This window comes from Streptomyces sp. NPDC021622, from assembly GCF_040640795.1.
GTDB lineage: Bacteria > Actinomycetota > Actinomycetes > Streptomycetales > Streptomycetaceae > Streptomyces.
In genome coordinates, this window is the sequence record NZ_JBFACK010000001.1 from 357,346 (window position 1) to 371,750 (window position 14,405).

Consider the following 14,405-nt stretch of genomic DNA (forward strand, 5'->3'; position numbering starts at 1 on the left):
GCAGGCCCCCAGGCTCAGACCGATTCCCGCCAGCGATTGGTGATCGGGAGGCGGCGGTCCTTGCCGAAGCCCTTGGCGGAGATCTTCGTGCCCGGCGGGTACTGGCGGCGCTTGTACTCGGCGGTGTCGACCATCCGCAGGGTCTTCAGGACCAGCTCCCGCTCGTACCCGGCGGCGACGATCGCGTCCGCGCCCTGGTCCCGGTCGACGTACATCTCCAGGATCGCGTCCAGGACCGGATAGTCCGGGAGCGAGTCCGTGTCCACCTGGTCCGGACGCAGCTCGGCGCTCGGCGGCTTGGTGATGGAGTTCTCCGGGATCGGCGGGGTCTGGCCCCGCTCGACCGCCGCGCGGTTGCGCCACTGGGCGAGCCGGAAGATCAGGGTCTTGTACACGTCCTTGATCGGCCCGTACGCCCCGACCGAGTCGCCGTACAGCGTCGAATAGCCCACCGCCAGCTCGGACTTGTTGCCGGGTGCCAGCACGATGTGGCCCTCCTGGTTGGAGATCGCCATCAGCATCGTGCCGCGAAGCCGCGGCTGCAGGTTCTCCTCGGAGAGCCCGGTCAGGCCGAGCGACCCCATGTACGCGTCGAACATCGGCGCGATCGGCACGGTCCGGAAGTTCAGCCCCGTCCGCCGGGCCAGCTCCTCCGCGTCGCCGATGGAGTGGTCCGAGGAGTAGCGGGACGGCATGGCCACGCCGTACACGTTCTGCGCGCCGAGCGCGTCGCAGGCGATCGCCGCGACGAGCGCGGAGTCGATGCCGCCGGACAGCCCGATCAGGACGGTGCTGAAGCCGTTCTTCGCGGCATACGCCCGCAGGCCCACGACCAGCGCCGAGTACACCTCCTCGTCGTCGTCGAGCCGCTCCGCGTACCCGCCGGTGAGCTCGGGCTCGTACGCGGGGAGAGGCTCCTGAGACACCGTGACGTGCTCGATGCGCAGGCCGTCGTCCACGACGCCCGACGGCACGGCACCGGCCGCGGGCAGGTCCAGGTCGAGGACGACGCAGCCCTCGGCGAACTGCGGCGCCCGCGCGATGACTTCGCCGTCCCGGTCCACGACGATCGAGTCGCCGTCGAAGACGAGCTCGTCCTGGCCGCCGATCATGGCGAGATACGCCGTGGTGCAGCCCGCCTCCTGGGCGCGCTTGCGGACGAGTTCCAGCCGCTGGTCGTCCTTGTTGCGCTCGTACGGCGAGGCGTTGACGGAGAGCAGCAGGCCCGCCTCCGCGGTGCGCGTCGCCGGCACGCGGCCGCCGTCCTGCCAGAGGTCCTCACAGATCGCCAGCGCCACGTCGACGCCCCGCACCCGCACGATCGGCAGGGTCTCGCCCGGCACGAAGTAGCGGAACTCGTCGAAGACCCCGTAGTTGGGGAGGTGGTGCTTGGAGAAGGTGAGCACGGCCTCGCCGCGGTGCAGCACGGCGGCGGCGTTGCGCGGGGCGCCCGCCGGCTGGCCGTACTTCGGCTTGGCCTCCTCGGTGCGGTCGAGATAGCCGACGACGACCGGCAGCTCTCCGAAGCCTTCGTCGGCAAGACGCGCGGCGAGCGCGCGCAGCGCGTCCCGCGAGGCCTGCACGAAGGACGGCCGCAGCGCGAGGTCCTCGACGGGGTAGCCGGTCAGCGCCATCTCGGGGAACGCGACGAGGTGCGCCCCCTGCTCGGCGGAGTGCCGGGTCCAATGGACGATCGCCTCGGCGTTCCCGGCGAGATCGCCGACCGTCGAGTCGATCTGATTCAGGGCGAGGCGTAGTTGAGGCACGCGGCCCAGTGTAATCGTCAAAGCGACGCGATGCCCCCTCCGGCGGGTGTGGGGCGCCCCACGTCGGCGGCCCGGCGGGCCCGGCGTCTCCCTCGGAGTGCCGGGCCCGCCGAGGTGTCAGCGGCGGTAGCCGAGGACCGTCATCATCCCGGCCTCCGAGTGGTACACGTTGTGGCAGTGGATCATCCACAGGCCCGGGTTGTCGGCTTCGAAGTCCACCGTCAGCGTGCCGTTCGGCAGGATGACCGCGGTGTCCTTGCGGGGGCCGCCCGCCGCGTTAGCCAGGGCGAAGGTGTGGCCGTGCAGATGCACCGGGTGCCACATCGACGTGGAGTTGGCGAAGACGAGCCGGACGCGCTCGCCCGCCCGGACGGGGTGGCGCTCATCGGGGTCGTAGGGCTTCTTGTCGAACGCCCAGTCGTACTTGGCCATCCCGCCCGTCAGGCGGATCCTGATCGTGCGGTCCGGCTTGCGGGACGGGAGCGCGACCGACTCCGCCGCCCGCAGCTTGTCCGCCGTCAGGAGACGGCCCTTGAGCTCCTTGGGGCGGACCGAGGCGGAGGGCGCCGAGCCACCGCCCGTGCGCAGGACCGCGAGCGCCGCCGCCTTCTTGCCCTCGGCCGCCGCGGTCAGCGGGAACACGCCGTCCCCCGCGGTGACGAGCACGTCATAGCGCTCGCCCATGCCGAGAAGCAGCGCGTCCGTCTTCGCGTGCTCCACGGGGAAGCCGTCCGTGTGCGTCACCGTCATCTCGTGGCCGCCGAGCGCCACCCGGAAGGCCGTGTCGCCGCCCGCGTTGATGATGCGCAGGCGGATGCGGTCGCCGGGGCGGGCCCTGAACGACGAAGGCGCGTCCGGCGTACGGCCGTTGATCAAGTAGTGCGGGTAGGCCACGTCGCCCGCGTCGCCGCCGAGCAGGTCGCTCTTGGCCCCCATCATCATGCGGGAGGGGCCGGAGGTGCTGGACGGTTTGGGGGATTTGTCCGTGCGCATCGACATGTTGGACATGTTCGACATGTCGTGGCCGCCGTGGTCCATGCCGCCCGTGTCACCCCCTCCCTTCTCCTCCTCGCCGTCCCCGCCCATGTCATGGCCGCCCATGCCCTTGCTGAGCTCCGCGAGGACGGCGTCCGGCGTCGAGCCGTCGACGCCGTCCACCCAGTCGTCGAGGACGACGACCCACTCCTTGTCGTACTTCAAGGGCTCCTTGGGGTCCTCCACGATCAGTGGGGCGTACAGACCGCGGTCCTGCTGGGTGCCCGAGTGGGGATGGAACCAGTACGTCCCCGGGTGCGGCACCGCGAAGCGGTAGGTGAAGTCCGCGCCGGGCTTGATCGCCTGCTGGGTGAGGCCGGGGACGCCGTCCATGTCGTTGCGCAGGGCCAGGCCGTGCCAGTGCAGCGACGTGGGCTCGGGGAGATGGTTGGCCAGCGTGAGGGCGAGGGTGTCGCCCGCGGTGACGCGGACTTCCTTGCCGGGCAGCCGGTCGCCGTACGCCCAGGTCCTTACCGAGCGGCCGCCGAGGTCGAGCTTGGCCTTCATAGCCATCAGCTTCACCTCGCGGACCGCACCGCCGGCCCGCTTCTTCTCCGCGGCGGCGACTTCCTTGCCGGACGGGTCGACATAACCCTCGGGCGCGGAACCGCCGCCCTCACCGGCGCCGTGACCGCCGTGGCCCGCGCCGGAACCGGAACCGGAGCAGGCCGTCAGGATTCCCGAACCGGCGACGGCGGTCGCGGCGCCGAGCAGGGCACGGCGCGAAGGGGCGCGCAAGGCTTGAGTGCGCAGGGGTTGAGTGCGCATGGCTGAGTAACACCTCGTCTTGGTGGTGCGTGCAGATGGGCGCATCTGCTGCTTCTGATACACCGCTCGGCGCCCGGAGGTTCCCATCGGGCATCCACCGGTCGCGGGCAGCGCGAAGCAGCCGGTGCGCCGGCCTAAATGCGCAGCACCGAAAGACGGGCGAGGAGTATGCGGGGCGGCGGCGGATTGGGCCGCAGGCCGTCGAGCAGCCGGGCGAGCGCGCGCGAGGGGACGGCGAAGCCGCCGGGCCTCAGCAGGCCGGCCTTCAGGAGCAGGACGAGGGTGAACGCGCCGAGCACCGCGAGGCACACGGACAGCGGATCCATCCCGTGGAGCCCGGCGGGGGAGGACGCGGTGACGGTGTCATCGGCGGCGCGGGCAACCGGCTCCGTGCCCATGTCGTGGGCCTGGCCCATGCCAGAGGACTGGCCATGGTCATAGGACTGGCCCTGGGCCTGGTCATGGGACTGGCCCATGCCCTGAGCGGCGGTCGCGCCCCGCGCCTCATGCTGGACGGACGCCTGGGCGGATCCCTGTTCGGCCCCGCTCCCGTGCCCCGTCGGATGACCCAGCGTATGCATGGTCACGATGCCGAGGAGGAGCGCGGCGAGCAGCAGGAGCTGTCCGCCCTTCGCCGGTCTCCTCGTCGTCGCCATGGGCGAACCCTACCCCCGGCGGGTATGACGCGACATGCGGGCCCCCGGGACTCCACTGATCATGGGCCCATGATGATTACGGGCAAGCCGCTGCGGACCCGGTCGGCGGAGCCCGGCACCGAAAGACCCAGGAGTACCGCTCCCGTCGCGCTCCCGCTGGCACTCGGCGCGATCGCCTACAGCGCGTGGCTGCTCGAAATCCCCCTCGACACGGAGCTCTCGCCGGTCAGTTCGTACGTGAGCGAACTCGCCGCCCGGGACCAGCCCTACGGGACGCTGCTGCGGACGACCGACCTGGTCGCCGGGGTGCTGATCCTCGCCGGAGCGGTCTGTGCGCTGCGGCGGCTGCCGCGCGGGCGGCTCGCCGCCCTCGGGTGGGCGGGGCTCGCGCTCTTCGGGGCCGCCACCGCCGTCGACTCGCGGCTGCCGCTGAGCTGTACGCCGACCGCCGACGCGGCGTGCGCGGCCAGGGAGCGGGCGGGGCTCGTGCCCTGGACGCATGCCGCGCACGTGGGCAGCAGCGGGGTCGCCGTGGCGGGGGCGCTGGCGGGGATGGTCCTGCTGACGATCGCCTCCCGCCGGTACGGGATCCCGCCGTCCCTGGCGGGCCCCCTCGGCCTCGTCCTTGTCCTTCTCGAACTGGCGGCCACCGCCTGGACGTTGGCCGCCGTCGCCGTGTTCGACGCGGGGCACGGGACGTGGGGGCTGGGGCTCGGTCAGCGGCTTCAGGTGCTGCTGATCGCGCTGTGGCTGGGGCTGCTCGCCAGGGCGGTGGCGCGGGGCGGGCACGGGCGCGGGCGCGTGCTCTCGTGAGGTCGTTCGTCGGGATCGGGGGAGTGCGGCATCACGTGGAGGTGGCCGGGCGGGGGCCGGTGTGTGTGCTGAGCGCGGGGCTCGGCCTGGTCTCGGCCGACTGGGACGCGGTGGCGGAGCTGCTGTCCCCGTGGCGGACCGTCGTCCGCTTCGACCGGCCGGGGCTCGGGCTCAGCGGGCACGCGCGCGTGCCGTCTTCCCTGGCGGGTGAGGCGGGGCGGATCGCCGGGCTTCTGGACGCGCTGGAGTTCCCGGGGCCGGTCACGGTGGTCGGGCACTCGCTCGCCGGGTTCCACGGCGAGGCGTTCGCGCGGCTGTATCCGGAGCGTACGGCGGGGCTCGTGCTTGTCGACTCCAGCATCGAGGAGCGGCCGGGGCATGTGCGGGTTCCTCGCGTGGTGCGGGTGGGGGGTGCGCGGGTGGGTGGGGCCGTGCTGCGGGGGGTGGGGGTTTCCCGGGCGGTGGGGCCGGTGGGGGTGCGGAGGTTCTTGGTGCAGGGGGCGCTTCTGGAGTACGCGACGTATGGCGACGTAGCTCGCGAACTGGCCGCTCTGCGGGGGGAGTTCCCCCTCCCGGAGGGGGTGCCGGTGACGGTGCTCGCCGCGTACGCCCGGGGGTCGATGCGGTGGCTCTACCGGCAGCGAGGCCTGGCGGCGACCCTCGGCGCGACGTTCCGCGTCGCGGAGCCGTCGGGCCACCTGGTGATGCGGGACAGCCCGGAGGACGTGGCGGAGGCGGTACTGGCGGTGCGCCCCGCTTAGTTCCTCGGCACCCGGCAGCGTTGGCGTTGTGCCCACCCTTCCCCAAGCTCTCGGCTTCGCTCGAGCAGGGGAGACCCCACTCGCCGCGCGGAACGGGTGGGCACAACGGGGACGGCGGGCAGGCAGCCGCAGGGTAATCGGGTGGGTGGGTGGGAAAGCTTGTTCGTGCAGGTGAGGCTGCGGGGTGATCGGGCGGGTGGGTGGGAAAGGCCCGTTCGTGCAGGCGAAGCTGCGGGCCTCACCCCACCCGCAGCCCCCGCACACTCTCCCGGATCACAATATGCGTCCCCAGGAGATGCCTCTCCTGCCCCGCCCGGGGCGACCCGCTCAACGCAAGTCGCACGGCCGTGCGGCCCATCTCCTCCGCGGGGATATGGACCGTGGTGAGCCCGGGAGTGATGTCCGCCGCCACGGGGTCGTCGTTGTAGCCGACCACCGAGATGTCATCCGGCACCCGAAGCCCCCGCTCCCGCAGGGCCACCACCGTCGCCGCAGCCACCCCGTCGTCGCCCGCGAACACCGCGGTGAACTCCGGCCGCCCGTCCGCCTTGTCCAGAAGATCGCGTATCGCCTCGTACCCGTTGTGCTGCCCGAAGCCGATCCCGTGCAGGATCGCCTCCTCGCGCGGCACCCCGTGGTCGGACAGCGCACGAAGGTAGCCGGCGACCCGGTCCTCGCCCGTGGTGTGGCCGGGCTGGTAGCCGATCAGGGCGATCTTGCGGTGGCCCGCCCCGAGCAGATGGCTCGTGATCGCGTACGCGCCCGCCTCGTTGTCGTACTCGACGACCAGCGCGGGAACGTCCGGCACCGGCGCCGGACGACCGCACAGGACGAGCCGCGAGCCGGCCGCCGCAAGCGCCTCCGCGTACCGCGCCATCCGCTCGCGGTACTCGTCGTCCTCGATGACCCCGCCCACCAGGATCACAGCCTCGGCCGCCTGCTCGCGCATCATCTGGACCAAGGCCAGTTCACGGGCCGGATCGTTGCCCGTCGATGCGACCAGGGTGAGCCTGTCGCGCTGGGCGGCCTCCATCTCCACGCCCTGCGCGACATGCGCGAAGAAGGAGCTCACCACGTCGAAGGTGAGCACCGCGACCGTCTTGCGGCCCGCGCCCGCCAACGCGCGCGCGTGCGCGTTGGCGACGTAGTCGAGGTCCTTGACGGCCCGCAGGACCTTGGCACGCGACGCCGTGGACGTCGGATAGTTGCCCGCGAGCACCCGCGAGACGGTCGCGACGGAGACGCCGGCGCGCGCCGCCACATCACGGATGGTGACCCGCTCACCCACAGTGTCTCCTCATATACGCCTCAGTGCCTCAGTGCCTCAAGTGGCAGAGTCCGGGGCCAGGTTCCCCCCACGAGAACCACGACAACCCGCCCCGGACCATCATCCCGCCCCTGCGCCCCGCGTCAGTGCGCGGCCTCGTACTCCTTGGCGAACTCCTCGTGGGACTTCTCGCCGCCCTGCGCCTGCCACTTCGCGTAGACGGCGTCCCAGTCCGACAGCTTCTTGCGGCCGGAGACGATCGCCGTGACACCGTCCTCGATGATCTGCTGCATCGACGCGCCCTGCCGGTTGTACGTGTCCGACATCAGGCCCCAGTGGTCGTCGCGCACGAGGTTCGGCACGACCGCCTGCTCCCAGGTGTGCAGCCGCTTGGTGAGGTCGGGGAAGCCGGGGAAGTACAGCGGCTGCGGCGCGTCCATGAGGTAGGCGAACGGCAGGTTGGTCCTGTTCTCCACCAGGCCGAGGGAGTTGGGGATGGGGTCGCCGTTCCTGTCGTACTCGAAGTGTGTGCCCTCGACGCCCGAGTGCATCAGCTCGTACTCCTTCGAGCCGAAGGGGGACGCCAGCCAGTCCAGGACCCGCAGCATCAGCTTGACGCGGTCCTTGGAGGCCTTCTTGATCACGGTGTAGCCGAAACAGCCGCGGTTCTGCTGGTAGACCGGCGTCGCGCCGTCGACCACGTACGGCACGGCGGCGTCCAGCGTGAACTCGTCCTTGATGCCCTGCGCATTGGAGATGACCGCGCCCCAGCCGTCCGTCATCGAGCGGACCGTGCCGTTGTAGAACTGCGTCTTCAGGTCCACCTGGGAGATCGAGGTGGCGTCGGAGTTGTACGAACCGGCCCTGCGCATCTTGGACATGAACTCGAGCGCGGCTCTGAACTCGTCGGTCCCGTACATGTCGGTGAGCTTGCCGTTCTTGATCTGCCACTGGTTCGGCGCGCCGTGCCACATCGCGTGGTAGAGGTAGCCGAAGAAGCCGACCGAGGATGCGCCGAGCGCGTACTTTTTGTTCTGCGAGGCCTCCTTGGCCATCGTCTGGAAGTCGGCCGCCGCCATGCCCGGCTTGTAGCCCGCCTTGTCGAAGGCCTCGCGGTTGATGAACATCGCGCCCTGCACCTTGGCGCGCTCGATCGGGAGGCCGTAGATGCGCCCGGCGACCCGGCCCATGCCCTCCCACGCGTACGTGGGGATGTTGGCGAGGTTCGGGTAGTCCTTGACCGCGTCCCCGGAGAGGTGCTCCGAGAGGTCCGCGCAGCGCGACTTCACGAACTGCGACTCGCGCGGCAGGACGTACCCGCCACCGAAGTTGATCATGTCGGGGAGGTCGTCGCCCGACATCAGCGTGGACATCTTGGAGCGGAAGTCCGCGTCCGGCACCACCGAGAACTCGACCTCGACGCCGAGCGCCTCGTTCATCGCCTGCCAGTACTTGTTCGATCCGACCGGCTTCGGCGGGGTGCCGTAGGTGATGGTCATGACCTTGATCTTCTGCTTGCCGGTGCCCGGCTTCTCGGCGGTCGCCTCGATCAGCTTCTGGGGGTACTTCGTGAAGCCGGGCTGTACGCCGTCGGCGCTCGGCGCGAGATCGGGCTTCGGGCCCTTGGCGGGTGTGTACGTCGGCCAGGGCGCCGCCTTCTTGTCGGCGTTGGAGACCGAACCGCCGCCGCCGGATTCGGTGGAACAGGCGGTGAGCAGGGAGGGCGCGGCGACGGCGGCACCGCCGACGGCTATGGAGCGCAGCAGCGTACGGCGCGACATCGAGGAACCGGACACAGTGTCAACCTTTCGGGGGAGCACGGGAGTTGGCTCAGCTCTGGATGCGGGAGGTGGTGGCTCAGCTCTTGATGGCGCCGGTGAGCACGCCCTTGGTGAAGTACTTCTGCAGGAAGGGGTAGACGATCAGGATCGGCACGGTGGCGATCACCAGGACGGCCATCTGCATCGTCTGCGGGGCCGAGACGTTCGAGGCGTCGCTCAGGCCGGTGTCGGCTATCTGGGAGCCGCCCATGACGTACGTACGAAGGACCTGCTGGAGCGGCCAGTGGTCGGACTCCAGATAGATCGAGGCATGGAACCAGGCGTTCCAGTAGCTGACCGCGTAGAAGAGGCCGACGACCGCGAGGGCCGCCTTGGAGAGCGGAAGAACGATCCGCCACAGGATCTGCCAGTCGCCCGCGCCGTCGAGCCGCGCCGCCTCGTACATCTCCTCGGGAATGCCCTGGAAGAAGCCGCGGAGCACGACCAGATTGAAGACGTTGATGAGCACCGGGACGATCAGGGCGCTGTAGCTCTCCAGCATTCCCGCGCCCTTGACCAGCAGAAACGCGGGAATCATGCCGGGCGGGAAGAGGAAGGTGAACAGGACGACGAGGAGGATCGGCTTGCCGCCGTACACGTTCGGGCGGCTCAGTGCGTACGCCAGGAACGTGGTGCACGCGAGCGAGGCGAGCGTGCCGATGATCGTCACCCCGGCGCTCACCCCGAGCGCCTTGGAGACGATGCCGCCGGCGAAGACCTGCTCGTAGGCGCGCAGGGTCGGGTGCTCGGGCCACAGGACCCAGCCGCCGTTGGCGACGACCTCGCGGTTCGAGGCGAAGGACGTCGAGATGATGACGAGGAAGGGGACGAAGACCAGGAGCAGGATGGTGGCGATCGCAAGGACCTTGGCCACCTGCGTGACGGGCTTCGGCCGCTCCATCCAGGCGGGGCGCAGGGGGCGTGCCGCGGCGGATTTCGTGGCTCGGGCGGACTTCACGGTCGTCGTGCTCACTTGTAGACCCCCTGCTCGCCGAGGCGATGGGCGACCTTGTTGGCCGCGAAGACGAGAATCGCGCCGACCACGCCCTTGAACAGGCCGGCTGCCGCGGCGTATCCGGTGTCGCCGCCGACGATGCCCTGCCAGAAGACGAAGGTGTCCAGGACCTCTCCGGCCTCGGGACCGACCGACTGCCGTTGCAGCAGCATCTGTTCGAAGCCGACGGAGAGGATGTCGCCGAGCCGCATGATGAGGAGCAGGATGACGACCGGCCGGATCGCGGGCAGCGTCACGTGCCAGAAGCGGCGCCAGGGCCCCGCGCCGTCGATCGCGGCGGCCTCGTACTGCTGCTCGTCCACCTGCATCAGCGCGGCGAGGAAGATGATCGTGCCCCAGCCGGCGTCCTTCCAGACGACCTGCGCGACGACGAGCGCGGGGTACGCGTCCGGGTTGCCGATGATGTCGACGGAGTGCAGACCGGCCTGCCCAAGGACGGAGTTGAGCAGTCCGGTGTCGGCGAGCACCTGCTGGAACAGGGCGACGACGATGACCCACGACAGGAAGTGCGGCAGATAGACCACCGACTGCACGAAGCGCCGCGTCAGGTCCGACGTCAGGCTGTGCAGGAGCAGGGCGAGGCCGAGCGGGACCGGGAAGAAGAAGACCAGCTGGAGCACCGCGAGGAAGAGGGTGTTCCAGGTCGCGTGCCAGAAGTCCGGGTCGCCGAACATCCGGTCGAAGTTCTCGAGGCCGACCCAGGGGCTGGCCCACAGGCCGTCGAAGGGGACGTACTCCTTGAAGGCGACGGCGTTGCCGATGAACGCGCCGTAGTGGAAGACCAGGAAGTACGCGACGCCCGGAGCCATGAGCAGTAGCAGGACCCGCGAGGCGCGAAACCGTTTCCATCGCTCATCGCGCCTGGTTTTGTTGCCATTTGGCCTGATGCTGCGCTTGCCGGGCGGCTTCACCGCCTCGGTTTCCGTCCGGTCCTTCGTCACCGCTGACACGGCAGCCCCTCCGTTGTCGGAACAAGGTGACCGGAATCTAAAGCGGTTACTAACCCCGGTCAACCCCCTTGGCCCCGCGATCTCTTGACCCCCGTCCCGACTTCGGCCTAGCCTCCAGGCGCTGTTGGGTAACCGATTACTACGAGGGGGCGGTCACGCGTGGCAGACCAGGCAGACCAGGCAGAGCTGACGGGCCAGTTGGCGGACCGGTTGTCGGCCACGCCGATCACGGCGCTTGCCATGAGTGCCGATGTGGCGGAGCGGGTGTTCGCACCGGACATCCGCGAACGGCTCGCCCACAGCGTGGAGTTGGCGCCCGCCCTGCTCACCGGGTCGCTCACCGGTCCCGACGCACGGGCGGTGCTCGCGCAGACGGAGATCCTGGTCACCGGCTGGAACTGCCCGCCCCTCACGGCGGAGGTGCTCGCGCACGCGCCCCGGCTGCGGGCCCTCGTGCATGCCGCCGGGTCGGTGAAACCCGTGGTGACGGACGCGCTCTGGGACCGCGGCGTGGTGGTGTCGTCGGCGGCCGACGCCAACGCGGGCCCCGTCGTCGCGTACACGCTCGCCGCGATCACCTTCGCCGCGAAGGGGGCGCTGTCCACCGCCGCCGGCTACAGCGCGGGGTGGCCGCCGTTCACCGGGCGGGTGGGCGCGGACGCCCGTACCGTCGGCGTCATCGGGGCGTCCCGGATCGGGCGCGGGGTCATCGCGGCGCTGCGGACGTCCGACGTGGGGTGGCGCGTGCTGCTCACCGACCCCTACGTCACCGCGGACGAGGCGGCCGGGCTCGGTGCGGAGCTGGTGGAACTGTCCGAGCTGTGCCGCCGCAGCTCGATCGTCAGCGTCCATGCGCCCCAACTGCCCCAGACGCGGGGGATGGTGAGCGCGGAGATGCTGAAGCTGATTCCGGACGGGGGGACGGTGATCAACACGGCGCGGGGCTCGCTCGTCGACACGGAGGCGCTGGCCGATGAGTGTAGGGTGGGGCGCCTCGACGCCTTCCTGGACGTCACGGATCCCGAGCCGCTGCCGGCGGGGCATCCGCTGCTTGCCCTGCCGAACGTGCTGGTGACCCCGCATATCGCGGGGGCTCAGGGGAGTGAGGTGCGCAGGCTTGGGGAGTACGCGGTGGGGGAGGTCGAGCGGTTTGTCGCGGGGGTGCCGATGTGGGGGCAGCTGCGGCGGGAGGAGTTGCCGAGGCTGGCGTAGGGCCGTAGATCACCGCCTCCGGCGAGTTCGTCCCCAAACTCCCCCAAGCTCTTAAAGAGCAGGGGGGACCCCCTCGACGGGCTGAAAGAACTGCGGCCGGGCTGGGAGCCCTGCTGATGGGGCGGGCGGGAAAAGATCCGCCGCGAAGCGGCGGCCTTGAGCGGGGCCGGGGAAGAGCTACCGCTTTGCGCCACGCGCAGTCAGGGGCGGCCCGCTGTTACGGGGGCGCCGATCAGCAGGCACTATGGGCACAGGGCGGCACGAGCTACGCAACGCGCTCGAAACCGTGTGGTGGGATGCTCATGAGCCCCGATGTGTCCGCAGGTACGAACACAGCGTGAACAAGCGCGGACGCAGGCGGCCTGACCAGCAAGGATGGGTGGAAGCGGAAGATGGACAAGCAGCAGGAATTCGTGCTCCGGACTCTGGAGGAGCGCGACATCCGGTTCGTACGCCTGTGGTTCACGGATGTCCTCGGCTTCCTGAAATCGGTCGCGGTGGCACCCGCCGAGCTGGAGCAGGCCTTCGACGAGGGCATCGGCTTCGACGGCTCGGCCATCGAGGGCTTCGCCCGGGTGTACGAATCGGACATGATCGCCAAGCCGGACCCCTCGACCTTCCAGGTCCTGCCCTGGCGCGCGGAGGCCCCCGGCACCGCCCGGATGTTCTGCGACATCCTGATGCCGGACGGATCGCCGTCCTTCGCGGACCCGCGTTACGTCCTCAAGCGGGCCCTCGCCAAGACCTCGGACCTCGGGTTCACCTTCTACACCCACCCCGAGATCGAGTTCTTCCTCCTGAAGGACAAGCCGCTGGACGGCTCGCGGCCCACCCCCGCCGACAACTCCGGCTACTTCGACCACACCCCACAGAACGTGGGCATGGACTTCCGCCGCCAGGCCATCACCATGCTCGAATCCATGGGGATCTCGGTCGAGTTCAGCCACCACGAGGGGGCTCCGGGCCAGCAGGAGATCGACCTCCGTTACGCGGACGCGCTCTCCACGGCCGACAACATCATGACCTTCCGCCTGGTCATGAAGCAGGTCGCCCTGGAGCAGGGCGTGCAGGCCACCTTCATGCCGAAGCCGTTCTCCGAGCACCCGGGCAGCGGTATGCACACGCACCTGTCGTTGTTCGAGGGTGACCGCAACGCGTTCTACGAGTCCGGCTCCGAGTACCAGCTCTCCAAGGTCGGCCGCTCCTTCATCGCGGGCCTCCTGAAGCACGCCGCCGAGATCTCCGCGGTCACCAACCAGTGGGTGAACTCCTACAAGCGCATCTGGGGCGGCTCGGAGCGCACCGCGGGCGCGGGCGGCGAGGCACCCTCGTACATCTGCTGGGGCCACAACAACCGCTCGGCGCTGATCCGGGTCCCGATGTACAAGCCCGGCAAGACGGGCTCGGCGCGGGTCGAGGTCCGCTCGATCGACTCGGGCGCGAACCCCTATCTGACGTACGCCGTGCTGCTCGCCGCGGGCCTCAAGGGCATCGAGGAGGGGTACGAGCTGCCGCCGGGCGCCGACGACGACGTATGGGCGCTGAGTGACGGCGAGCGTCGCGCGATGGGGATCGAGCCGTTGCCGCAGAACCTCGGCGAGGCGATTGCGCTGATGGAGCGCAGTGAGTTGGTCGCCGAGACGCTCGGCGAGCACGTCTATGACTTTTTCCTCCGGAACAAGAAGCAGGAGTGGGAGGAGTACAGGTCAGAGGTGACAGCCTTTGAGCTGAGGAAGAACCTCCCGGTGCTGTAGAGCCCCTGAAAGGGGCGCGGGGAACTGCGCGAGCAACCATGGAAAAGCCGCAGTCGCGTCTGCGCGGTACTCGCCAGACGCGACTGCGGCTTTTCGTGCGCTGAGCGCGCAGTTCCCCGCGCCCCTTACGGGGCGCTGACGATCGCCTCCCGCAGAGGCGTGGTCGCCCGTACGCGATACTCCTGGATCGCCCAGCCATTGCCATCGGGATCCTTGAAGTACATGAACGTGCCGCCGTCCTGCGGCGCATGGGCCACCGGCTCCGTGACGTCAAGACCACGTGCGGTCAGCTCCGCGTGTGCTGCCTTCGCGTCGGAGACGCACAGCTGCAGGCCCTGGTACGAGCCCGCGGCCGGCGTCGGGCCGTCCATCGTGTCCCAGAGCGTGTCGGCCAGGGCGATGGAACAGCCGGAGCCCGGCGGGGTCAGCTGGACGATGCGCATGCCCGGCATGACCTCCGTGTCGATGTCCACATGGAAGCCGAGCTTGTCGCGGTAGAACTCCTTGGCCCGGTCGACGTCGCTGACGGGGAGCGGGATCACCTCGAGTGTGTATTCCATGTGCGGCAGTACAGCAGGGACTGGCCCC

The 14,405-nt window shown here is 70.0% G+C and carries 12 protein-coding genes; 4 read left to right on the forward strand and 8 right to left on the reverse strand.

Going from position 1 to position 14,405, the window contains the following annotated elements:
• Positions 1–14: 14 nt before the first annotated feature.
• The 3 genes from AB0G47_RS01645 to AB0G47_RS01655 form a co-directional block, all read right to left on the reverse strand.
• Positions 15–1,766, reverse strand: a complete 1,752-nt coding sequence (locus AB0G47_RS01645) for an NAD+ synthase (RefSeq protein ID WP_360762931.1) — start codon at positions 1,764–1,766, stop codon at positions 15–17.
• A 117-nt stretch (positions 1,767–1,883) separates the two neighbouring features.
• On the reverse strand, positions 1,884–3,569 hold the full coding sequence (locus AB0G47_RS01650; protein WP_360762934.1) for a multicopper oxidase family protein: 1,686 nt from the start codon (positions 3,567–3,569) through the stop codon (positions 1,884–1,886).
• Between the two features lie 134 nt (positions 3,570–3,703).
• Complete coding sequence (locus AB0G47_RS01655; protein WP_360762937.1) at positions 3,704–4,225, reverse strand: hypothetical protein; 522 nt, start codon at positions 4,223–4,225, stop codon at positions 3,704–3,706.
• Positions 4,226–4,297: 72 nt separating this feature from the next.
• Here AB0G47_RS01655 and AB0G47_RS01660 point away from each other — a divergent pair, with 72 nt between their 5' ends.
• Both AB0G47_RS01660 and AB0G47_RS01665 read left to right on the forward strand, forming a co-directional pair.
• Complete coding sequence (locus AB0G47_RS01660) at positions 4,298–5,038, forward strand: DUF998 domain-containing protein (RefSeq protein ID WP_360763912.1); 741 nt, start codon at positions 4,298–4,300, stop codon at positions 5,036–5,038.
• Complete coding sequence (locus AB0G47_RS01665; RefSeq protein WP_360762940.1) at positions 5,035–5,799, forward strand: alpha/beta hydrolase; 765 nt, start codon at positions 5,035–5,037, stop codon at positions 5,797–5,799. Before AB0G47_RS01660 ends, AB0G47_RS01665 begins: the two co-directional genes overlap by 4 nt.
• Positions 5,800–6,037: 238 nt before the next feature.
• Here AB0G47_RS01665 and AB0G47_RS01670 read toward each other — a convergent pair whose 3' ends face one another.
• The 4 genes from AB0G47_RS01670 to AB0G47_RS01685 all read right to left on the reverse strand — a co-directional run bounded on the left by AB0G47_RS01670 (position 6,038) and on the right by AB0G47_RS01685 (position 10,710).
• Positions 6,038–7,087: a LacI family DNA-binding transcriptional regulator gene (locus AB0G47_RS01670; RefSeq protein WP_360762943.1), complete on the reverse strand. Its 1,050-nt coding sequence runs from the start codon at positions 7,085–7,087 to the stop codon at positions 6,038–6,040.
• A 122-nt stretch (positions 7,088–7,209) separates the two neighbouring features.
• A complete protein-coding gene (locus AB0G47_RS01675; RefSeq protein WP_360762946.1) occupies positions 7,210–8,847 on the reverse strand; it encodes an extracellular solute-binding protein in 1,638 nt (545 codons plus the stop codon).
• 76 nt (positions 8,848–8,923) lie between these two features.
• Positions 8,924–9,787: a carbohydrate ABC transporter permease gene (locus tag AB0G47_RS01680; RefSeq protein ID WP_360763914.1), complete on the reverse strand. Its 864-nt coding sequence runs from the start codon at positions 9,785–9,787 to the stop codon at positions 8,924–8,926.
• 68 nt (positions 9,788–9,855) lie between these two features.
• Complete coding sequence (locus tag AB0G47_RS01685; RefSeq protein ID WP_360762949.1) at positions 9,856–10,710, reverse strand: ABC transporter permease subunit; 855 nt, start codon at positions 10,708–10,710, stop codon at positions 9,856–9,858.
• Positions 10,711–11,091: 381 nt separating this feature from the next.
• On the opposite strand from AB0G47_RS01685, the gene AB0G47_RS01690 reads away from it, so the two are divergent.
• Together AB0G47_RS01690 and AB0G47_RS01695 are read left to right on the forward strand one after the other, a co-directional pair.
• Entirely contained in the window at positions 11,092–12,063 is a 972-nt protein-coding gene (locus AB0G47_RS01690; protein ID WP_360763916.1) for a hydroxyacid dehydrogenase, read from the forward strand.
• Between the two features lie 392 nt (positions 12,064–12,455).
• Complete coding sequence (locus tag AB0G47_RS01695; protein WP_135335056.1) at positions 12,456–13,817, forward strand: glutamine synthetase family protein; 1,362 nt, start codon at positions 12,456–12,458, stop codon at positions 13,815–13,817.
• Between the two features lie 125 nt (positions 13,818–13,942).
• Here AB0G47_RS01695 and AB0G47_RS01700 read toward each other — a convergent pair whose 3' ends face one another.
• The gene (locus tag AB0G47_RS01700) at positions 13,943–14,377 is read right to left on the reverse strand and encodes a VOC family protein (RefSeq protein WP_360762952.1); all 435 of its coding nucleotides are present in this window, start codon (positions 14,375–14,377) and stop codon (positions 13,943–13,945) included.
• Positions 14,378–14,405 lie beyond the last annotated feature (28 nt).